Source organism: Mycobacterium dioxanotrophicus (assembly GCF_002157835.1).
In the GTDB taxonomy this organism is placed as follows: Bacteria; Actinomycetota; Actinomycetes; order Mycobacteriales; family Mycobacteriaceae; genus Mycobacterium; species Mycobacterium dioxanotrophicus.
The window spans coordinates 7,338,868-7,359,136 of sequence record NZ_CP020809.1; the positions used below are offsets into that span (position 1 = coordinate 7,338,868).

Annotated in this window: 21 protein-coding genes; 9 read left to right on the forward strand and 12 right to left on the reverse strand. The window is 66.2% G+C overall.

What is annotated here, in order from left to right:
* Positions 1–13: 13 nt before the first annotated feature.
* On the reverse strand, positions 14–718 hold the full coding sequence (locus tag BTO20_RS35410; RefSeq protein ID WP_087081016.1) for a TetR/AcrR family transcriptional regulator: 705 nt from the start codon (positions 716–718) through the stop codon (positions 14–16).
* 100 nt (positions 719–818) lie between these two features.
* Between BTO20_RS35410 and BTO20_RS35415 the strand changes: the two genes are divergently transcribed.
* Entirely contained in the window at positions 819–1,859 is a 1,041-nt protein-coding gene (locus BTO20_RS35415; protein WP_232490966.1) for an oxygenase MpaB family protein, read from the forward strand.
* 3 nt (positions 1,860–1,862) lie between these two features.
* A complete protein-coding gene (locus tag BTO20_RS35420) occupies positions 1,863–3,551 on the forward strand; it encodes an aldehyde dehydrogenase family protein (RefSeq protein ID WP_087081020.1) in 1,689 nt (562 codons plus the stop codon).
* Here BTO20_RS35420 and BTO20_RS35425 read toward each other — a convergent pair.
* The gene (locus tag BTO20_RS35425) at positions 3,548–4,150 is read right to left on the reverse strand and encodes a TetR/AcrR family transcriptional regulator (protein WP_087081021.1); all 603 of its coding nucleotides are present in this window, start codon (positions 4,148–4,150) and stop codon (positions 3,548–3,550) included. The two genes, BTO20_RS35420 and BTO20_RS35425, sit on opposite strands and share 4 nt — an antisense overlap.
* A 154-nt stretch (positions 4,151–4,304) precedes the next feature.
* On the opposite strand from BTO20_RS35425, the gene BTO20_RS35430 reads away from it, so the two are divergent.
* Positions 4,305–4,733 carry an MmpS family transport accessory protein gene (locus BTO20_RS35430; RefSeq protein ID WP_087081023.1) on the forward strand — a complete coding sequence of 143 codons (429 nt, stop codon included), beginning with the start codon at positions 4,305–4,307 and terminating at the stop codon, positions 4,731–4,733.
* On the forward strand, positions 4,730–7,639 hold the full coding sequence (locus tag BTO20_RS35435) for an MMPL/RND family transporter (protein ID WP_087081025.1): 2,910 nt from the start codon (positions 4,730–4,732) through the stop codon (positions 7,637–7,639). Before BTO20_RS35430 ends, BTO20_RS35435 begins: the two co-directional genes overlap by 4 nt.
* Before the next feature lie 103 nt (positions 7,640–7,742).
* On the opposite strand, the gene BTO20_RS35440 is transcribed toward BTO20_RS35435, so the two are convergent.
* From BTO20_RS35440 to BTO20_RS35465, 6 genes are read right to left on the reverse strand one after another with little or no spacing between them, the layout of a single operon-like run.
* On the reverse strand, positions 7,743–8,372 hold the full coding sequence (locus BTO20_RS35440; RefSeq protein WP_408632218.1) for an O-methyltransferase: 630 nt from the start codon (positions 8,370–8,372) through the stop codon (positions 7,743–7,745).
* Positions 8,373–8,409: 37 nt separating this feature from the next.
* Positions 8,410–8,883 (reverse strand): TIGR04338 family metallohydrolase, encoded by a 474-nt coding sequence (locus tag BTO20_RS35445; protein ID WP_087081028.1) that lies wholly within the window; start codon positions 8,881–8,883, stop codon positions 8,410–8,412.
* Positions 8,880–9,623 carry a DUF2786 domain-containing protein gene (locus tag BTO20_RS35450; RefSeq protein WP_087081030.1) on the reverse strand — a complete coding sequence of 248 codons (744 nt, stop codon included), beginning with the start codon at positions 9,621–9,623 and terminating at the stop codon, positions 8,880–8,882. Before BTO20_RS35450 ends, BTO20_RS35445 begins: the two co-directional genes overlap by 4 nt.
* Before the next feature lie 28 nt (positions 9,624–9,651).
* Complete coding sequence (locus BTO20_RS35455) at positions 9,652–10,620, reverse strand: hypothetical protein (RefSeq protein ID WP_087081032.1); 969 nt, start codon at positions 10,618–10,620, stop codon at positions 9,652–9,654.
* Complete coding sequence (locus tag BTO20_RS35460) at positions 10,617–11,456, reverse strand: alpha/beta hydrolase (protein ID WP_087081034.1); 840 nt, start codon at positions 11,454–11,456, stop codon at positions 10,617–10,619. The genes BTO20_RS35455 and BTO20_RS35460 overlap by 4 nt, the downstream gene beginning before the upstream one ends.
* 31 nt (positions 11,457–11,487) lie before the next feature.
* Positions 11,488–11,814, reverse strand: coding sequence for a hypothetical protein (locus BTO20_RS35465; protein ID WP_087081036.1), 327 nt, complete (start codon positions 11,812–11,814; stop codon positions 11,488–11,490).
* A gap of 13 nt (positions 11,815–11,827) precedes the next feature.
* On the opposite strand from BTO20_RS35465, the gene BTO20_RS35470 reads away from it, so the two are divergent.
* Positions 11,828–12,844 (forward strand): sigma-70 family RNA polymerase sigma factor, encoded by a 1,017-nt coding sequence (locus BTO20_RS35470; protein WP_087081038.1) that lies wholly within the window; start codon positions 11,828–11,830, stop codon positions 12,842–12,844.
* Positions 12,845–12,963: 119 nt separating this feature from the next.
* Here BTO20_RS35470 and BTO20_RS35475 read toward each other — a convergent pair whose 3' ends face one another.
* Positions 12,964–13,860, reverse strand: a complete 897-nt coding sequence (locus BTO20_RS35475) for a hypothetical protein (protein ID WP_087081040.1) — start codon at positions 13,858–13,860, stop codon at positions 12,964–12,966.
* A gap of 250 nt (positions 13,861–14,110) precedes the next feature.
* On the opposite strand from BTO20_RS35475, the gene BTO20_RS35480 reads away from it, so the two are divergent.
* Complete coding sequence (locus BTO20_RS35480) at positions 14,111–15,235, forward strand: NDMA-dependent alcohol dehydrogenase (RefSeq protein ID WP_087081042.1); 1,125 nt, start codon at positions 14,111–14,113, stop codon at positions 15,233–15,235.
* A gap of 86 nt (positions 15,236–15,321) precedes the next feature.
* On the opposite strand, the gene BTO20_RS35485 is transcribed toward BTO20_RS35480, so the two are convergent.
* Complete coding sequence (locus BTO20_RS35485; RefSeq protein WP_083166798.1) at positions 15,322–16,098, reverse strand: SDR family NAD(P)-dependent oxidoreductase; 777 nt, start codon at positions 16,096–16,098, stop codon at positions 15,322–15,324.
* Between the two features lie 60 nt (positions 16,099–16,158).
* Here BTO20_RS35485 and BTO20_RS35490 point away from each other — a divergent pair, with 60 nt between their 5' ends.
* Both BTO20_RS35490 and BTO20_RS35495 read left to right on the forward strand, forming a co-directional pair.
* Positions 16,159–16,872: a pirin family protein gene (locus BTO20_RS35490; protein WP_087081044.1), complete on the forward strand. Its 714-nt coding sequence runs from the start codon at positions 16,159–16,161 to the stop codon at positions 16,870–16,872.
* Positions 16,850–18,088 (forward strand): PQQ-dependent sugar dehydrogenase, encoded by a 1,239-nt coding sequence (locus tag BTO20_RS35495; RefSeq protein WP_087081046.1) that lies wholly within the window; start codon positions 16,850–16,852, stop codon positions 18,086–18,088. Before BTO20_RS35490 ends, BTO20_RS35495 begins: the two co-directional genes overlap by 23 nt.
* Before the next feature lie 110 nt (positions 18,089–18,198).
* On the opposite strand, the gene BTO20_RS39655 is transcribed toward BTO20_RS35495, so the two are convergent.
* On the reverse strand, positions 18,199–18,348 hold the full coding sequence (locus BTO20_RS39655) for a hypothetical protein (protein WP_157680408.1): 150 nt from the start codon (positions 18,346–18,348) through the stop codon (positions 18,199–18,201).
* Positions 18,349–18,536: 188 nt separating this feature from the next.
* Between BTO20_RS39655 and BTO20_RS35500 the strand changes: the two genes are divergently transcribed.
* Entirely contained in the window at positions 18,537–19,625 is a 1,089-nt protein-coding gene (locus BTO20_RS35500; RefSeq protein WP_087081047.1) for a phosphodiester glycosidase family protein, read from the forward strand.
* Positions 19,626–19,629: 4 nt separating this feature from the next.
* Here the strand turns inward: BTO20_RS35500 and BTO20_RS35505 are convergent, their stop codons facing one another.
* Complete coding sequence (locus BTO20_RS35505; RefSeq protein ID WP_087083161.1) at positions 19,630–20,202, reverse strand: nucleotidyl cyclase domain-containing protein; 573 nt, start codon at positions 20,200–20,202, stop codon at positions 19,630–19,632.
* Between the last annotated feature and the right edge of the window lie 67 nt (positions 20,203–20,269).

Sequence of the window (20,269 nt, forward strand, 5' to 3'; positions counted from 1 at the left end):
CTCACAGGGACCGTTATTGACCCACCATCCGATAACGCTGGGTGTCGGCCGCGATAACGTCCGGCGTCGCCAGCGGTTCGTCCCGGTCGAGATGGACACCGCCGGCCCGCAGCGTGTCGTCGACCAGCAACCAGATCCAGCGCACCAGGTCGGCGACCAGCCCCTCCGCCGATGTCGGCCCCGGATGGTCGAGCCAGCGGCCCGCCGAGGACTCCACGAGCCCGACGATCGCGAACGCCAGCGGCTGCGGGTCGGTGTCCACGCCGAAAGCGTTGAGGTACACAGCGAACAGCTGGCACAGCTGGGTACCGATGGTGAGCTTGATGTCGGCGATCGCGTCGGGCGCCGAGCCGTCCTCGCCGAGCGAACAGCGCGCCAGGTAGCGGTAGAGGTTGCGGTGGTCGACGAGGAACCGCACATGGGCGCCGACGCTGGCCTCGATGATCTGGGCCATCGATCCGTGCGGTGTCCACAGCGGCGCCAGTTCGGCGTTGAGCATCTCGCTGGCCCGCTGCGCGACCGCGCGCTGCAGGTCGGCCGCATCGGTGAAATGCCGGTAGAGCTTGGTGCGGGTGACGCCGACGTATGCGGCGATCTGTTCGGTCGAGGTCTGCGGTCCGTGTTCGGCGATCGCCGACAATGCCGCGTCGACGAACTCGGCCCGGCGGCGTTCGCGCTGCCCGGCCCACCTGGCCGTCCGGCCGCTGACTGACTCCACGCAACACACTCTAGCCAATTAAGTGGTACATGACGTACCATAGCCTAACTGGTACACCTTGTACCACCTAGTTTCGAAGGGAACGACGCAGATGAATGCGGTGTCCACAGCACTCGCCCCCGCCGAGGACTACGGCTTCTTCGGCCCCGAATCGGTCACCTGGAAGGTGTGGAGCTACCCCACCTCGATGCTGCTGGGCTTCTCCCGCGCGGTGACCATCGAGCACCTGGACCCGTTCCTGGCCGCCGCCGTCGACGCCACCGGGCAGGTCTACGCCCGCACCCGGCTGCGTTACGACCGGACCATGCAGTACTTCGCGCTGGTGGCCTTCGGCGACGCCAAGTCGGTGCTCGACGCATCGGAGATCCTGGTGAAGATCCACTCCAAGGCCGTCGGTACCGAGCCCATCACCAAGCGGCCGTTCGACGCCAACGATCCGCACTCGCAGCTGTGGATCCACCTGACCGCCTGGCACTCGATCCTCTACACCTACGAGATGTTCGGCCCGGGCAAGCTGACCGAGGCCGAGGAGCTGCAGTACTGGGAGGAATGCGCGCGAGCCGCCGAATTCCAGACCATCAATCCCGATGACGTGCCGCGCACCCGCGAGGGCATCCGCGAGTACTTCGAGAGCTTCCGTCCCGATCTGGTGGGCTCCGAAGTGGCCCAGCGGATGATGGACTACCTGGTCGACCTCGGGTACCACATCCTGCCGGAGAAGATGCCGCACCTGCTGCGCAAGGCGTTCAACATCCCGATGCGCGCCGCCATCATCGCGACCATGCCGCAGTGGATGCGGCTGCTCGGTGGTATCCCGCAGAATCGGTTCGCCGACGTCGCGGCCCGCCTGGTGGTGCGCCCGTTCCTCAAGCTGATCGCGAGCAACCCGCGGCTGGAGATCAAGGCACTGAACCTGACGACGCCGCACACCACGCCGATCGTCGGACCCGTGCTGCTGGGCGTCCCGGCCAAGAACACGGTCACCTACACCCCGGCGGAAGCCCGGGCCAAGTGGGGCAAGGCGACACCGTTCGAGCAGTACAGTCACATCGTGGCCAAGCGGGAGATCGGCGAGGGCCCCGCGCCCTATGCGCACAACCATCACGATGCACTGCTGGAATTCGACAAGACCGCGAGCTGACCTATGACCGAACACATCGACCGCGCCCTCGAAGAACTCGTCGAGGGCGAGAAGAACTGGGCGGCACTGCCGTTGGCCGCCCGCAGACGCCTGCTCGACGAGATGCGCACCCTGACCGTCGAACACGCCGCCGAATGGGTGCATGCCGCCATCGGCATCAAAGGGCTCGACGCGTCCTCACCCCTGGTGGGCGAGGAGTGGATGTCCGGCCCGTACGCCCTGACCTTCGGCCTGGCCGCGCTCTCGGAGAGTCTGGCCAAGCTCGAAGCCGGGCGCAGCCCGCTCGACGACGCCGAATTCGGTACCGCCCCGGGCGGGCGCCTCACCGTGAAAGCGTTGCCGCTCACCACCTTCGACCAACTACTGCTGTCCGGTTTCAGCGCCGACGTGTGGCTGCAACCCGGCATCGGACAGGCCGAGGCGGTGCGGGCCGCCGGACTTGCCCAGCGGGATCCGAGCCACACCCACGGCGTGGGCGCGGTGCTGGGCGCGGGCAACATCTTCTCGATCGCCCCGCTGGACACCATCTACGAACTGTTCGCCAACAACCGGGTGGTGGCGCTCAAGCTCAACCCGATCACCGATCCGCTGCTACCGGTGTTGTCCAAGGTGCTGGCGCCGTTCATCGCCGTCGGCGCGGTGCGGATCCTCACCGGTGGCGCCGACGAGGGCACATACCTGGTGCGGCACAAGCTCGTTGACCACGTGCACATGACCGGTAGCGCGCTGACCTACGACGCGATCGTGTTCGGCACCGGCACCGAGGGCGCGGCCCGCAAGGCCGCCGACGAGCCGGTGCTACACAAAGAGATGACGGCCGAGCTGGGCGGGGTGTCGCCGACGATCGTGCTGCCGGGCCAGTGGACCAAGGCCGACATCGATTTCCAGGCCAACCACGTCGCCACCCAGCGGCTGCACAACAACGGCTACAACTGCATCGCCGCGCAGGTGGTGGTGTTGTCCAAACACTGGCCGCAACGCGACGAGTTCATCGCGGCGCTGCGCAAGGCCCTCAACGACGCACCGCAGCGCCCGGCGTACTACCCGGGCTCCGATGCGCGGGTGGCCGGCGCCGACGCGTCCTACCCGGAAGCTCAGCACCTCGGCGTCAACGGAGCCCGCGTGCTCGTCGTCGATCCGCAGGATCGTCAGGCCCTGCTGCACACCGAGTACTTCAGTCCCGTATTGGGCATCATCGAACTCGACCCTGCGGGTGAACAATTCGCCGAGGAAGCAGTCCGGGTCGCCAACGACGAGTTCGTCGGCACGCTCGGGGTCAACATCATTGCGCACCCCGACACCATCACCGGGCTCGGCGACAAGTTCGAGGAGCTGATCGCGCAGCTGCGCTACGGCACCATCGCCGTCAACGCCTGGACCGGCGTCGGTTACCTGACCCCCACCGCAACCTGGGGCGCGTTCCCGGGGCACCTGCGCAACGACATCCAGAGCGGAGTCGGCGTGGTGCACAACGCATTCCTGATCGACCGGCCCGAACGCACGGTCGTGCGGGGACCGTTCCGCCCGTCGCCACGTTCGGTGCTGCACCGGGAGTGGTCACTGTCGCCGAAGCCGCCGTGGTTCGTCAACAACCGCACCGCGGCCACCACGGGCCGGCTGCTGGTCGACTTCGCCGGCTCACCGGGATGGAGCAAGCTGCCTGCGATCTTCGCCTCCGCACTGCGTGGCTAGATCCCAATTGCTCCTCGCGTGCGCAGATCCCCAATTGCGCCTCGCGTGCGCATCAGCCGCTGACAGCAGTCCAGCAGCACCTGGTGCAGGTCGCCGTCATCGATGTCGCTGAGCTTGGGATCGGTTGCGCTGCCGTACATTCCGGAGGCCAGCACGGAAATGACGATCCTGGTGGTGACATCGGGATCGGTACCGAGCAGCATCACGGTGAGCCGCTCGATGATGTCACTGAGATCGGCCCGGCTGTTGACCAGAGTGTCGATGGCCGGGTCGCCGTGGAACACCGCGGTCACGCGGCGGTGGCGCACCGTGAAATCGACCATCCCGTTGACCGCGACTTCCTGCTGCGCCTCGGGAGTGGACATCGCTTCGGCGATCCTGACCAGCCGCGCCATGTCGTCGAACACTGGCTGGATGACGGCCAGGACGATCTCTTCCTTGGAGTGGAACTGGTAGTAGACGGCGGCCTTGCTGACCCCGAGTCGATCGGCGATCATCTGCAGGGACGTGCCGTTGACCCCGTGCTCTGCGAATAGAGCGAGTGCTGCTTCCAACACTCGTTCACGCGCGAACCCGCGCGGCGCCACTGCCTTCGCCACACTCGTCCCTCCGTCGCCAGGAGCGTACCCAAGGGCGTCTCAGGTCACACCTTGGATTACCCAATCGACTTGATTGAAGTTAGCCGACTGTATAGGTTTCACTTGTCGTACGGCAAGGACAGCTGCCTGCATCCGAAAGGCTGACCAGCGAAACATGAAGCTCTTGAGACGGTTCTGGATCCCCGTGCTGATCCTCGTGGTGGTGGTCATCGGGGCATTCACCGTGATGCGGGTCCGTACCTTCTTCGGTGCCGGTGACGGCTCGGGTGTCGCCAGCGCGAAGGTCGACGACACCAAACCGTTCGACCCCAAAGTCGTGGTCTACGAGATCACCGGGGAACCCGGCGCCACCGCCGACGTCAACTACCTGGACCTCGACGCCCAGCCCCAGCGCGTCGACGGGGTGTCCCTGCCGTGGACACTGCGACTGGAGAGCACCGCGCCGTCGGTGTTCCCCAACATCGTGGCGCAAGGCGACGGCAGCACCATCAGCTGCCGCATCACCGTCGATGACGAACTCAAAGACCAGCGCACGTCCACCGGCGTCAACGCCCAGACCTTCTGCTTGGTGAAATCTGCATGAGCACCCCCACGCACGACGCGCCCACCGACGCGTTCCCGGCGAGCCCGCCGCCCAAGCATGCCGCCGACCACAGCGGCATCGCCAAGTGGATCCGGCGGCTGGCGCTGCCGATCATCCTCGGCTGGATCGCGGTCATCGTGGTGCTCAACGTGATCGTTCCCCAGCTCGAAGAGGTGGGGAAGATGCGCTCGGTCTCGATGAGCCCCGACGACGCCCCGTCGATGATCGCGATGAAGCGCGTCGGTCAGGTTTTCGAAGAATTCAAGTCCAACAGCTCGGTCATGATCGTGCTGGAAAGCGACCACGCACTCGACCAGGCCGCACACGACTATTACGACCAGATCGTCGCCAAGCTGCGCGCCGACACCAAGCACATCGAGCACGTGCAGGACTTCTGGGGCGACCCGCTGACCGCATCGGGTGCTCAGAGCTCCGACGGCAAGGCCTCCTACGTGCAGGTCTACACGGCCGGTAACCAGGGTGAGGCGCTGGCCAACGAGTCCGTCGAAGCCGCGGAGAACATCGTCAAGAGCGTGCCGGCTCCGCCAGGGGTGCACGCCTACGTGACGGGCCCGGCCGCGATGTCGGCCGACCAGGAGATCGCCGGTAACCGCAGCCTCGAGATGATCACGGCCCTGACCTTCGTGGTCATCATCGTCATGTTGCTGACGGTGTACCGGTCGATCATCACCGTGATCCTGACGATCCTGATGGTCGTCATGTCACTGTCGGCGGCGCGCGGTCTGATCGCGTTCCTCGGCTACTACAACATCATCGGGCTCTCGACGTTCGCGACGAACCTGTTGGTGATGCTCGCGATCGCCGCCTCGACGGACTACGCGATCTTCCTGATAGGCCGATATCAAGAGGCCCGCAGTGTCGGTGAGGACCGGGAATCGGCCTACTACACGATGTTCCACGGCACCGCGCACGTGGTGCTGGGCTCGGGTCTGACCATCGCGGGCGCCACCTTCTGCCTGCATTTCACCCGGCTGCCCTATTTCCAGTCGCTGGGTATCCCGCTGGCCATCGGCATGGTCATGGTGGTTGTCGTCGCACTCACGATGGGCCCGGCGATCATCACGGTCGCCACGAAGTTCGGCAAGACCCTGGAACCCAAGCGCGCCATGCGTACTCGCGGCTGGCGCAAGATCGGCGCCGCGGTGGTGCGCTGGCCCGTGCCGATCCTCGTCGCCACCATCGGGCTCGCACTCGTCGGGTTGCTGACGCTGCCGGGCTACCGGACCAACTACAACGACCGCAAGTACCTGCCGACGGACCTGCCGGCCAACACCGGCTACGCCGTCGCCGACCGGCACTTCTCCCAGGCCCGGATGAACCCCGAGCTCCTGCTCATCGAGAGCGACCACGATCTGCGCAACTCCGCGGACTTCCTGGTCATCGAACGGATCGCCAAGCGGGTGGTCGGAGTGCCGGGCATCTCCCGCGTACAGGCCATCACACGCCCGCAAGGCACGCCCATCGAGCACACCTCGATCCCGTTCAACATCAGCATGCAGGGCACCACCCAGACCATGAATCAGAAGTACATGCAGGACCGCATGAAGGACATGGGTGTCCAGGCCGAGCAGATGCAGACGATGATCGACACGATGACTCGGATGATCGCGCTGATGACCGAGATGTCGAAGACCATGAACAGCATGGTCGGCAAGATGCACGGCATGGTCGCGGATATCGAGGAATTGCGGGACCACATCGCCGATTTCGACGATTTCTTCCGGCCCATCCGCAACTACCTGTACTGGGAACCGCACTGCTACGACATCCCGATGTGTCAGGCCATGCGGTCGGTGTTCGACGCGCTTGACGGCATCGACACCATGACCGACGACTTCAAGAACATCGTCCCCGACATGGACCACCTCAACGCGATGCTGCCGCAGATGCTCGCGTTGATGCCGCCCATGATCGCGACGATGACGTCGATGAAGGCCATGATGCAGACCATGCAGGCCACCCAGGGTGGTTTGCAGGATCAGATGGCCGCCATGCAGGACAACTCCACCGCCATGGGACAGGCGTTCGACAAGGCCAAGAACGACGACTCGTTCTATCTGCCGCCGGAAGCGTTCGACAATCCCGACTTCAAGCGCGGCATGAAGATGTTCCTGTCGCCCGACGGGCACGCGGTGCGGTTCATCATCAGCCACGACGGTGATCCCATGAGCCCCGAAGGCATCTCGCACGTCGCACCGATCAAGCTGGCCGCCAAGGAAGCCATCAAAGGCACCCCGCTGGAAGGGTCCAAGATCTATCTCGGCGGTACCGCGGCCATGTTCAGCGACATGCAGGAGGGCGCCAACTACGACCTGTTGATTGCCGGAATCGCCTCGCTCTGCCTGATCTTCATCATCATGTTGATCATCACCCGCAGCGTGGTGGCCTCGGCCGTCATCGTCGGCACGGTGGTGCTGTCCCTGGGTGCGTCCTTCGGCTTGTCGGTGCTCATCTGGCAGCACCTGGTCGGGCTGGAGCTGCACTGGATGGTGCTGGCCATGTCGGTGATCATCTTGTTGGCCGTCGGCGCCGACTACAACCTGCTGCTGGTGTCGCGGTTCAAAGAAGAGATCCACGCGGGGCTCAACACCGGCATCATCCGCGCCATGGGCGGCACCGGCTCGGTGGTCACCTCGGCAGGCCTGGTGTTCGCCTTCACCATGATGTCCATGGCCGTCAGCGAACTCGCCGTCATCGGCCAGGTCGGCACCACCATCGGCCTCGGCCTGCTCTTCGACACCCTCGTCATCCGCTCATTGATGACGCCGTCGATCGCAGCCCTGCTCGGAAAGTGGTTCTGGTGGCCCCAATTGGTGCGCCAGCGCCCCGTCCCCGAGCCCTGGCCCAAGCCGGCGGAGAAGCAGACCGCCGACGCCTCGGCTTAGGCACCTCTCGAAGCACCTCACCCAGCACCGCGAGCGTGCGTGTCTGCTGCCCGACACACCGTCTATCGGCAGCAGTTCACGCACGCTCGTCGCGTTCCAGCTCTCAACTGACGACGGCCACGGCGAACCCGTCCCACCCCTTGGTGCCCACGGTCTGAATCGCCGCGGTGTCCAACCGAGGATGGTTGCCCATCATCTCCAGCATGTCGCGCACCGCGCGGGCCTGATGATCGTCGGCGGCGGGAGCCAACACCCGGCCGAACCGGGTTACGTTGTCCACCACGATGATCGACCCGGGATGGCCGAGCTTGATCGCCCATTCGACGTAGGCGACGTTGTTCTCCTTGTCGGCGTCGATGAACGCCAGATCGAACACGTCCCCCCGCTCCGCGAGCCGCGGCAGGGTGTCCAACGCCGCGTCGACGATCACCTCGACACGTTCGGCAACCCCGGCGCGCACCAGGTTGGTCCGGGCCACCTCGGCATGGCGGGGATCGTATTCGAGGGTGACGACGTGGCCCGCCTCGCCGACCGCGCGGGCCAGGCTGATGGTGCTGTAGCCGGCCAGCGTGCCGATCTCCAGCACCCGCCGCGCCCCTGACATTCTGGCCAACAGCGACAACAACTTTCCGTGCTGAGCAGACACCTCGATGGCGGGCATCCCGGCGGTCGTCGAGGATTCCCGAGCGGCGATCAGCGCGTCGTCCTCGGTGTGCAGCAGCTGGGTGAACATGGCGTCGACGTCCGCGGGCTCGGTCACCTCAGCCAGGCTAGACCACGCCTTCTTGCGCGTACACCATCCGCAACACCAGGCCGACCTCCGGCCCCATGATGGTTTCGCACAGTTCGCAGTAGGTGGCGACGAAGGCCGGCCCATGCGGCGGCGGCGCGGGACTGAGGTGGTGGGCCAGTTCGTGCAGCACGACGAGCTCGCGCAACGCCCACGTCGAATCCCGTTCGGGCACCGCGATGACGGCCGCACCATCGATGAGTTCATAGTGGGCGGCGGCGGTACCGCGACGGGCCCGCACGCTCACTGGCGGGGCGCCGACGCGGGCGAGCACGTCGTCGACATAGCGCTGCACCGACTCCACCGAGCCGAATTTCGCCTCCGGCGGCAACGTCAGCGAGATACCGAAGAAGTCGATGGCGCGTGAACTGTGTTGCGCCGCACGGTCGAACATGGTCCGCACGAACTGCTCCGCGGCATACACCTTGGCCCGCTGAGCATCTCGCGCCGTCACTGCTCCAATGCGCCGCGCGCGCCCGACAACTCGGTGTTGGGCCCGAGCCGCGCCCGCTGCCCGGCGCGGTCCCCGGCCCGGCGCGCCGCCGAGGAATAGCCGGCCGACGCGCTGGTGGCCCGCCACGTGCCCCGCGCCTGCGAGGCCTGGCGGTAGAAGCTCTTCAGCTCGATATCCTTGTCCCGCAAGGCAATTGCCGTCCCCGGCTGGTCCGTGCGGTCGGCTTCCTGTTTGGCCTCCTCGCGGGCCTTGGTCAGCCGTTGCCCGATGCGGGAGCCGAATGCCAGCTGGAAGTTCAGCCGCGCGGTGATGGTCGGGGTCGGCCGGTGCGCGCCGGAGGCGATGTAGGACTCCGATGCCTTGACCATCTGCAGCACCAGGCTGGTGTAGAGGGCATGGGTGGCGTCGATGTCTTCGGCGAAACCGTAGGCGTAGACGAACGTCGAGTTCGACGCGACATCGCATTTCACGTCGTTGGCCATCCCGATCATCACGAACAACTGCACATACGTGCGCAGCCCCTTGGTGCCTGCCTGCCCGATGGTCACGGTGCGCTGTACCGGCATCTGCGCCTTGGTGCGCTGGGCGGAATGCGACCGGGCCACCGCCAGGTCGATTGCGGTGGCCGTGGCCAGCCGCTGCGCAGCGGCCATGAACGCCTCGGCCTCGTGCGCATTGTCTGTGCCCTCGGCCTGGCGCAACAGGGCGGCGATACGCGCCAGCATCTTGTCGTCGCTCACGGCACGATCCTAGAAAACACCCCTGACATCACTGCCCGGAGAAAGCCTTCAGCGCATCGAGCACCTGCGGGGACAGCGGGCCGGGCTTGCCGTAGTTCGCGATGCTGTCGGTCGGGTCGTCGCGCAGGATGTGGTTGACGCCCTTGAGCTCGACGACCTTGAGCGCCGTGTGATGCAGCGCGTCGATCAACGGACGTTCGGCGTCGCAGCTCGCCTGGGAGTCCGAATCCGAGCAGGTCAGCAGGACCGGCAAGCCGGCAGGCAGCGCGGCCGCCAGTGCCAGGGGATCGATCTTGTCGGCTTCGACGATGGCGTTCAGGTTGCCCTTGTTGACGATCGCGCTCAGGCCCTCGGGCAGGTTGTCCGGGACCGTGCCCTTGGTGCGAATCTGCTCCACGGCACCCAGCCAGGCGTTGAGCACCTCCGGTGTCGACCCCGAGCGCACCCGATTGGTGATGATGTCCAGGTACCGGCCCGCGAGCGGCTGCAACAGCGCCACCGAATGCACTTTCTCCTCACCCCGGCCGGCCAGCGTCATGGCATGGATCGCGCCCTCACCGACCGCGTAGATCGACAGTCGATCCTTGTCTGTGTGGGACTGGTCGCCGAGGAACTTCAGCGCGGCCGCCGCGCCGGTGGTGTAGACGGCGCTGACGACCTCCGTCGGCTTCTGCTGGTAGGGCCCCAGCCTGGTCTTGCCGGTACCGATCTTGTCGTAGCGCAGGGTGGCCACGCCGTCGTCGGACAGCGCCTCGGCGATCTGGCGCATGTTGCCGATCGGGCCGACCACCTTGTTGTCGCCGTTGCGGTCCGTCGGCCCGCTCTCGGAGATCAGCAGCGCGGCCGGACCGGACCGGCCGTTGTTGCGGTAGGTGCCGAAGATGGTCAGGCCGTCGGCGTCGAAACTGACGTCCTGGTCGACCCATTTGGCCGGCTGCTCGGATCCGCAACCGGCCAGCAGCAGCACAGACAGCAGTGCGGCGGCAATTCGTCTCACAGATGCGCCTCGATCCACGACGTGACGTCGTCGAGCACCAGCGCCTGCTCGGGCTCGTTGAACACCTCGTGGTACAGGCCCGGGTACACCTTGAGGTGGACGTCTTCGGCGGCGACGCACTCGACGAGGCGATGACTGCCTTCGACCGGCACCAGCCGATCCTTCTCGCCGTGCACCACCAGCAGCGGAGCGGCCAGCGCGGAGGCCCGTTGCGGCATGGTCTCACCGACGAGGATCAAGGCCCTGGCGATGCCCGCAGGCACCTTGCCGTGCCACACGAGCGGGTCGGCGTTGTACGCGGCGACCACGGCGGGGTCCCGGGAGACGGCAGTGGCGTCGAGTTCTTCGACGGGCAGCCCGGGAGCGATCTTGCCGAGCACCTTGGCCGCGACGACCAGCAGCGCTGACAGTGAGGCCTGCGCGGCCACCGCGGGCCCGGACAGCACCATCGCGGTGTACTCGTCGGGATATTCGACGCCGTAGCTGAACACGATGCCGCCACCCATGCTGTGCCCGAGCACGATGCGGGTGAGATCAGGATGCTCGGTGGCCGCGATACCGACCAGGGTGTGGAAGTCGCCGACGTATTCCGACATGTCCCGCAGGTACACCCGCTTGCCACCGGACCGGCCGTGGCCGCGGTGATCGAGGGCGTAGACGATCAGCCCGGCCTCACCGAAGCGCTGCGCGACGTGGTGGTAGCGCCCCGCGTGTTCGCCCAGCCCGTGCGACAGCACGATGACGCCGCGGGGCTCACCCTCCGGCGTCCACTCGTCGTAGACGATGCGCACCCCGCCGACGCCGTCGAAGGTCCGCTCGGTACGGGTACTGGTCATCAGGCGAGCGTAGCGGGGTGCAGGTTAACGGTTAATGCAGCACTGCGGTACCCAGGACGAACACGCCGACCATGGCCGCCGCGGCGACGAACGGCCAGACAATGACGATCTTCCCGCGGGTCAGGCCATAGAGCATCACCGCGCCGGTGGCCACCAAGACCACGACCAGTCCGATTCCCACGGTGATGATCGCGGCTTCTTCGTGGTAGCTGGCGTCGCAGGCCGCGTCGTGGCAGCCATCGGTGGCCATGCCGAAGCCCAGAGCACTCATCATGAACTCGATGAAGGCGGCCGGGATAAGGAGGACATACAGCACGAAGGCCGCGATATTCCAGCCTTCCACCCCCCGCCGAGCCATTTTTCGATCGTAGTTGTCGGTGGGCGTGCGTAGGCTCGACGACGTGACCGTGCTCGCACCTTCACTCGACAGCGGCAGTCCGGCTGACGCCTTCCTCGCCGACGCCCAGCGGTACCGGCGCGAGCTGCTCGCGCACTGTTACCGGATGACCGGCTCGCTGCACGACGCCGAAGATCTGGTGCAGGAGACCTATCTGCGCGCATGGAAGTCCTACGAGGGCTTTCAAGGCAAATCCTCGGTCCGGACGTGGCTCTACCGGATCGCCACCAACACCTGCCTGACGGCTCTCGAAGGCCGTCAGCGCCGACCGCTGCCGTCCGGGTTGGGCACCCCGAGCTCGACAGGCACAGAGGACGTCGCCGAGCACCACGAAGTGCCCTGGCTCGAGCCGCTGCCCGACGAGTCCGCCGATCCGGTGAACATCGTCGGCAACCGCGAATCGGTGCGGCTGGCATTCGTGGCGGCGCTCCAACACCTGTCTCCCCGCCAGCGCGCCGTGCTGGTGATGCGCGAGGTCTTGCAGTGGAAAGCCTCGGAAGTTGCCGGTGCGCTGGGTTCTTCCACGGCCGCCGTCAACAGCCTGCTGCAACGCGCCAGGGCCCAGCTCGAAGCCGCCGGTCCCACACAGGACGACCCGGTGGTCGCGCCCGAGTCGCCCGAAGCGCAGGACATGCTCAGCCGCTACATCGCTGCATTCGAGGCCTACGACATCGACAAGCTCGTGGAGCTCTTCACTGCCGAGGCCATCTGGGAAATGCCCCCCTTCGACAGTTGGTATCGCGGCCCGCAGGCCATCGGCGACTTGTCGCGCAACAAGTGCCCGGCCGAGAAAGCCGGCGACATGCGGTTCATCCCGACGACCGCCAACGATCAGCCCGCCGCGGCGATGTACATGCTCAATCCCGAGACCGGCGTGCACGAAGCGTTCCAGTTGCACGTGCTGGCCATCGGCGCTGACGGCATATCCCATGTCGTGGCATTCATGGACCAGTCGTTGTTCGAGAAGTTCGGGCTGCCGGCTTCCCTCTAGCCGCCGAGTGGCCACTTATGCCACGCGAAACCCCGGAATTGCGTACACAACTGGCCACTCGACACCCATAGCCACCCACGCCCGTCACCCGCCGGCCCCGTCACCCGCCGAGTGGCCAGTTATGCCACGCGATCGCCCAAAATGCGTGCGATAACTGGCCATTCGGCGCCGGCTGCCCGCAGCGCAACACAGACGCGGGCAACGAGAACCCACGGTCGACGATCCAGCAGCTCAGCCCCGACACGGATGATCAACCAGCCCAGCGCGGCCAACTCTGCATAGCGCTCGATATCATTGGCGCGCACTCGCGGATCTGTCCAATGCTGTGCGCCCTCATACTCGACACCTACCTTTAACTCCTTATAGCCCATGTCAATTCGTGCGTGACTTCTACCGCCGAAGTCGCCAGGCACCACAATCTGCGTCTCGGGCTTCGGCAGCCCCGCGTCGACGAGAACCAGCCGGGTGCGGGTTTCCTGCGGCGATTCAGCGCCACCGTCCATGAGGCCCAGCACCTCACGCAGTTGAACCAGTCCACGCACACCTGGATGGCGCTGCAGCAGAGGGTTGACGTCGTCCGCCGTCACGAACGTCGCCTGGGCGAGCGCATCCAGCCGGATGACCGCCTCGTCCCTGCCGCGGCGCCGGCCGAGGTCGAACGCCGTGCGTGCCGGCGTCGTCACTGAAATCCCGGTGAACAGCCGAGTCTCGTCATCCAGGAGTTCGTCGCGGTGCACCAAGATCCCGCGCACGGGCTTGCCGTTGCGGCGATAGAACTCGGCAGGCTCGCCCGTCTCGATCCACCGCGTGCCGTACACCGCTGCCGCCGAGAGCCCTGCCAATGTCGCTTGTCGCCCGGCGAACAACCAGGCCGCCTCGGCTCGCAGCGCCGCGGTCAACTCCACGCCCTTGGCCAGATAGACGTCGCGGTAGATCGCGTCGTATCGGTTCGCCAGTGCTCGCCGGGTCATCGCTCGCGCGGCAAGCGCCTCAGATCCGAGAATTGGTCTCTCCATGTGCCCACGGTGTCGCCGAGGGCCGACGAGATAGCCGCCCGAGCCGCACCGCGGGCCGGCGCTGTGGATGAACTCCAGTTTGGGGATAACCCGACCGCGCCGAGTGGCCAGTTATGACACGCAAACCAGCCAATCGCGTGACACAAGTGGCCACTCGGCGCACAGACAAATGACGAAGAGAAGCTCACATACATCCAGTTCAGAGTGCTGTTTGTCACACTTTCTGAAACGTGTTCTATGATCGCCTGTCATGAAGACCAAGGGCGCCCTGCTGTGGGAACTCAATTCGCCGTTCAAGGTCGACGAGATCGACCTTGGGGACCCCGTCGCCGACGAGGTACAGATCCGGATGCATGCCGCGGGCATGTGCCACTCCGACTACCACATCACCACCGGAGCCACCCCGATCGCGTTGCCCGCACTCGGCGGCCATGAGGGCGCGGGTGTGGTCACGAAGGTCGGCAAGAACGTCACCGGCATCGAAGAGGGTGACCACGTCATCCTCGCCTTCATCCCGGCCTGTGGTGAATGTCCGCCATGCCTGAAGGGCTTCCGGTCGCTGTGTGACCGTGGCGCCGTGCTGCTGGGTGGCAAGGCCATCGCCGACGGCACCAGCCGCATCCATGCCGGCGACCGCGAGGTGTCGCCGATGAACCTGCTCGGCACGTTCGCGCCGTACATGACCGTGCACAAGGATTCGGTCGTCAAGATCGACAAGGACATCCCGTTCGAGACCGCGGCCATCATGGGTTGCGCGGTGCCGACGGGTTTCGGCTCGGCCACCAACGTCGCCGATGTCAAGCCCGGCGAGACGGTCATCATCGTCGGTGTCGGCGGTATCGGCATGAGCGCGCTGCAGGGCGCGGTGATCTCGGGGGCCAAGCAGGTCATCGCCATCGACCCGAACGAGTGGAAGCGTGAACAGGCCATCAAGTTCGGCGCGACGCACGTTTACCCGTCGATGGCCGAGGCCATCGCTCCGATCATCGACGTCACCCACGGCCTGATGGGCGACAAGGTCATCATCGCGGTCGGCGAGATGAAGGGCGAGTACATCGAAGAGGCGATGATCCTCACCGCCAAGACCGGCACCTGCGTGGTGACGGGCATGGGGTCGATGATGGACGCCGACGTCAAGCTCAACCTGTTCCTGTTCACCATGCTGCAGAAGACGTTGAAGGGCAACATCTTCGGCGGCGGCAGCTCGCATGTGGAGACGCCGCGGCTGACCGCGCTCTACAAGTCGGGGCTGCTCAACATCGATGACATGATCACGCGCACCTACAAGCTCGAGGACATCAACCAGGGCTACCAGGACATGTTGGACGGCAACAACATTCGCGGCGTCATCAGGTTCGACGAGTCGGACTGGTAACCCTTCCCCGCCGAGCAGACACAAGGGTCCCCGACACGCCGGGCGTGCGGGGACCTTTGCGTCTGCTCGCGAAACTACTGGCGAAACTACTTGGGTGGCATCCGGATTCCGCCGTCGACGCGGACCACCTCGGCGTTCATGTACGAGTTGGTGATCAGCTCGATGACCATCGAGGCCAGTTCTTCGGGCTTGCCCAGGCGGTGCGGGAAGAGCACGGATTCGCCGAGCTTGGCCTTGAACGCTTCGGACGCCTCGCCTTCCCCGTAGATCGGGGTGTCGATGAGGCCCGGAGCGACGGTGTTGACGCGGATGCCCACCGCGGAGAGATCACGCGCGACCGGCAGGGTCAGGCCGACGACGCCGCCCTTGGACGAGGAGTACGCCGCCTGCCCGATCTGGCCGTCGAAGGCTGCGACGCTGGTCATGTTGACGATCGCGCCGCGTTCGCCGGTGTCGGTGAGCTCATTACGGCTCATCGCGGTGGCGGCCAGCCGGATGCAGTCGAAGGTGCCGACCAGGTTGATCGCCAGCACCTTCTTGTAGACGTCGAGGTTGTGGGCGGATTCGAACTGGCCGTCCTTGCCGATGGTGCGCTGGGCCCAGCCGATGCCTGCCGAGTTCACCAGGGCCCGCAGCGGGCCCAGATCGGCAGCGGTGTTGACCGCATCGATGATCTGGTCGGTATTGGTCACGTCGACGGTGACGAACACGCCGCCGATCTCTTTGGCGAGTGCCTCGCCCTTTTCGGCCTGCAGGTCAGCCACGACGACGCGGGCTCCCTTGGCAGCCAACTGGCGGGCGGTTGCCGCGCCGATACCTGATGCGCCACCGGTGACGATTGCGCTAGCTCCATTGATATCCACGACTCACACACTAAGTCCGCCCGACCGGTGGGTTGACGGTAGGTCGCTAAGCTGGGCGGCATGCCTCCGATCGTCGACATTCGCCACGCCGGCGACCGCGGCCTCACCACCACCGAATGGCTGCAGTCCAGGCATTCGTTCTCATTCGGCGATTACTACGACCCGGCCAATACCCACCACGGCCTGCTGCTGGTCAACAACGACGACATCGTCAAACCGGCTTCAGGGTTCGACACGCACCCGCACCGGGACATGGAGATCGTCACATGGGTGCTGGACGGCGAACTCGCACACCGCGATTCCATGGGCAACTCCGGCGTGATCTATCCCGGCCTGGCGCAGCGGATGTCGGCGGGTTCCGGAGTCTCGCATTCGGAGAAGAACGGATCTTCTGCTACGCCAGTCCATTTCGTGCAGATGTGGGTATTGCCGGACGAGGCGAACGTGACGCCGGGCTATCAACAGCAGGAGATCGAGCTCACCAGTTCGCTGACGCCCATCGCGTCGGGCGCCGTGGACGCCGCCGTCACGCTGCACAACCGCAACGCCACCCTGCACGGCGCCCGGCTGCAGTCCGGGGACTCGGTCGATGTGCCGCAGGCTCCGTACGTGCACCTGTTCGTCACGCGGGGCGCGGTGACGCTCGAAGACTCCGGTGAGCTGACGGCGGGCGACGCGGCCCGGCTCACCGCCAGCGGCGGCCAACGCGTGAGCGCGTCGACGGACGCCGAGATCCTGGTGTGGGAGATGCATGCGGGTCTGGGCGGCGCGTAGCGCGCTCGCAGCAGTTCTGGTCGCGACGGCGGCCTGCAGCTCCCCGCCCACACCGGCACCGAACCCACCGCCCGTTGTTCCCGCTGGCCTTTCCACGGTCACCGTCGAGGTCCCCGACGCCCTCTCGCAGTCGCCGTTCGACCGGCCCCGCAGCGCTCAGGTGCCTGCCGGCTGGACGCTGACGGTCGTCGCGCGAGTCCCCGGCGCCAGGATGGCCGCCTGGACACCCGATGACAGGCTCCTGGTGTCGGTACCGGGCGCCGGTCAGGTCATACAGGCGCTACCCACGCGGCAGGTTGTGCTCGCCGGGCTGGACCAGCCGCACGGTCTGGCTTTCGCGGGATCCACCCTGTATGTCGCGGAGAGCGACCAGGTCGACGCCTACGACTACGCCGACGGTCGCGCCGTCAATCCCCGCACGGTCGCCGGAGATCTTCCCGACGCCAAGAGCCCCGACCTGCGTGGCGCGTACGCCCACGCGCTCAAGAGTGTGGTGGTGGGACGCGATGGGGCGGTGTACTTCTCGATCGGGTCGACGGGCAACATCTCGGCTGATGACCGCAGCGCCACCCCGCCGCGGGCCACCGTCATGCGCGTGCCACCCGGCGGCGGGCCGGCCCAACCGTTCGCGACCGGGGTGCGCAACGGTACGGGCCTGGCCTTTGCTCCCGACGGATCATTGTGGACCGCGGTGAACAACCGGGACAACGTCGCGGATCCCGACGGCAAGGTGGACCAGGCCTACGTCAACGACCATCCACCGGAGTCTGTCGCCAAGCTCACTCCGGGACGCGAATTGGGCTGGCCCTACTGCAATCCCGACGGTGCCGCCCCGGCCGGGTTCATCCGCGACATCCAGACCAACGCCGACGGCAGCAAGCTGGACTGTGCGGCGCTGCCGCCGCTGGAGCAGGCCATGCCCGCGCATTCGGCCCCGCTCGGTATGAGTTTCACCAAGCTGGCGCGGTTCGGTACCGGCGCGCTGGTGGGTGTGCACGGGTCGTGGAACCGGGCCCGCGCGCAAGCACCCGAGGTGTCGTTCTTCGCCTGGCAGGACGGCACATTGGGACCACAGCAGACACTGGTCGGCGGATTTCAGGCTGACGACGGTTCGCGGTGGGGCCGGCCGGTCGCCGCGGTCGCGGGACCCGATGGCGCGGTGTACATCACCGACGACGCCGCCGGCGCGGTGTACCGACTGGCGCCGAAAACCTGACCGGGACAACGAAAGGCGGCCCGCGGGTGCAGGCAGCCTTCAGGTTGATGAGGATTAGTCGGCGGGTTGGGCGCCCGCAACGCGAAGCCGGCGGCGACGGCGGCGAGCACCTATGCCACCAGGTAGACCCACAGCGTGGGCACCGCGAACAGGCCCTTCGCGGCGCCGCCGAAGAAAGTGCCGAGCGCTTCGGTCGCGTATTTCATTGCAGCAGTGCGGGTTTGGGGATGTTCTTCGCGGAGAACGGTGTCTGTTCTCATGGCTCAAAGCTTCGTCGTCGCGGTCGCGGAAGCCGCCACAGCTAACTGCAGTCTCGCGATGCCCGGCAGCGCGCATCGGCGTGTCGTCCGATTGGACGAATGCCGGGTTTACCGGCGAAGTCGCACGTCCGGTACCCAATCGAGATTGTAGTGTTACTAATGTTGACAGAGTTTCCTGTGTGATTATTGTGTACAGCGTGCCTGCGCTGGCAAAACTGAAACAACGTGTGGTAGCAGGTGCGACCGCCCTCGCGTTGTGCGCTGTGTTGAGCAACGCCGGCACACCGACGGCGCGGGCCGAGGACGCCAAGGCGCTGCTGCTCGGTGCCATCGCCAACACCAAGGGCTCGTACCTCGTCTACAACTTCGGCGGGCAATTCGCCGCACCGTTCATGTCGGCGTCGGGCAACCAGTACACGCTGAACAACGGCGGCCACTTGATGACCATCAAGAACGCCTCGTCCCGGCTGAGCCCACGACTGCTGGTCGACAGCCATCAGGGTTATCAGTCCCGGTGTGAGCGCACGCCCGGTGCCCGTACCGGCGAAGGTCTCTGGCAGGCCTCGGAAACCTATGCGCCCCTTCAAGCCTGGCAGGCGTTGGGCCAGCCGACCATCGCCATCAACGCCAACTTCTTCGACGTGCGCGGGCAGAAGAGCGGCTCGTGGCGCGACACCGGCTGCAGCTCACCGCTGGGCGCCTACGTCGACAACACCCGCGGGCAGGGCCGGGCCAACACCGCCGTGACCGGCACGCTGGCCTACGCTGGCAAGCAGGGCCTCTCCGGCGGTGACGAACATTGGACGGCGCTGGCCACCATGATCCTGCCGACCGGCGGGGCTCCGTACGTGGTGATGCCCAAGGGGCCCGACGACTACGACGCAGCCACCCCCGTGATCCAGCGGCTGTTCGACCAGAACGCGCGGTTCGTCGCGGTGTCCGGCATCGGGTTGCTGGCCCCGGGTGACACCGGCCAACTCAACGACAACGGCCCCAGCGCGGCTCGCACGGCGCTGGGCTACAACCGGGCGGCCGACCAGTTCTACGTGTTCCAGGGCGGCAGCTACACCCCGGACAACATGCAGGATCTGTTCCGCGGCCTGGGCGCCGACAACGCGCTGCTACTCGACGGTGGCGGCTCGTCGGCGATCGTGCTGCGACGCGACACCGGCGGCATGTGGAGCGGCGCCGGCTCACCGCGCGGCAACTGCGACACCCGCGCCGTGCTGTGCGATTCGCGGGAACGCGCCCTGCCGAGCTGGCTCGGATTCAACTAGCCCGTCAGTTCAAGTGATGCTGAGCGACGGTGTCGTCCGACGCGCGCACTGACCGGAACTGGTCGCGCACTCCGGCGTGGCGCAGCTGGAAAGGCCGCTCGTGCCACGGCATCTCGCCCAGATCGTGGTCGCCGATGTACATCAGCGACGCCCCGGCGGGCAGCCGGTCGGCGGCCAGCGACGCCGTGGCGACCGACATCAGCGTCTGACCACCGTGGGCCATATCTCGCAGCCGCGCAGCGACATCCGTGCTCACGGTGGCGACGGACTCGCCGGTGCGCATTTCGATGGTGTGCAGGCCGATGCACAACGAGAACGGATCCGACGGCGCCAGTTGCAGGTCGAGCGCGCAGGCCACCGCGTCGGAGGCCCGGCCGAAGGTGGCCACGAAGCTGTCACATGCGTATTCGCCGCCACGCAGAACACCGTCATTGAGGGCGATCAGGTGGTTCATGGTCGCCCGCAGCCAGGGCAGGGATGCGGCCATGTCTCCGGGTTGCGTTTGCCACAGGCGTGCCGACCCCTCGGCGGCAGCCATCAGCAACGTCACCGTCCCGGTTGGTTGCTTCTCGGTCATGCCCACGTCGCTCCAGTCTTCGTCCGTTCCGCGGTGCCGGCGAGCACACCACAGAAAGCCAGCGTAA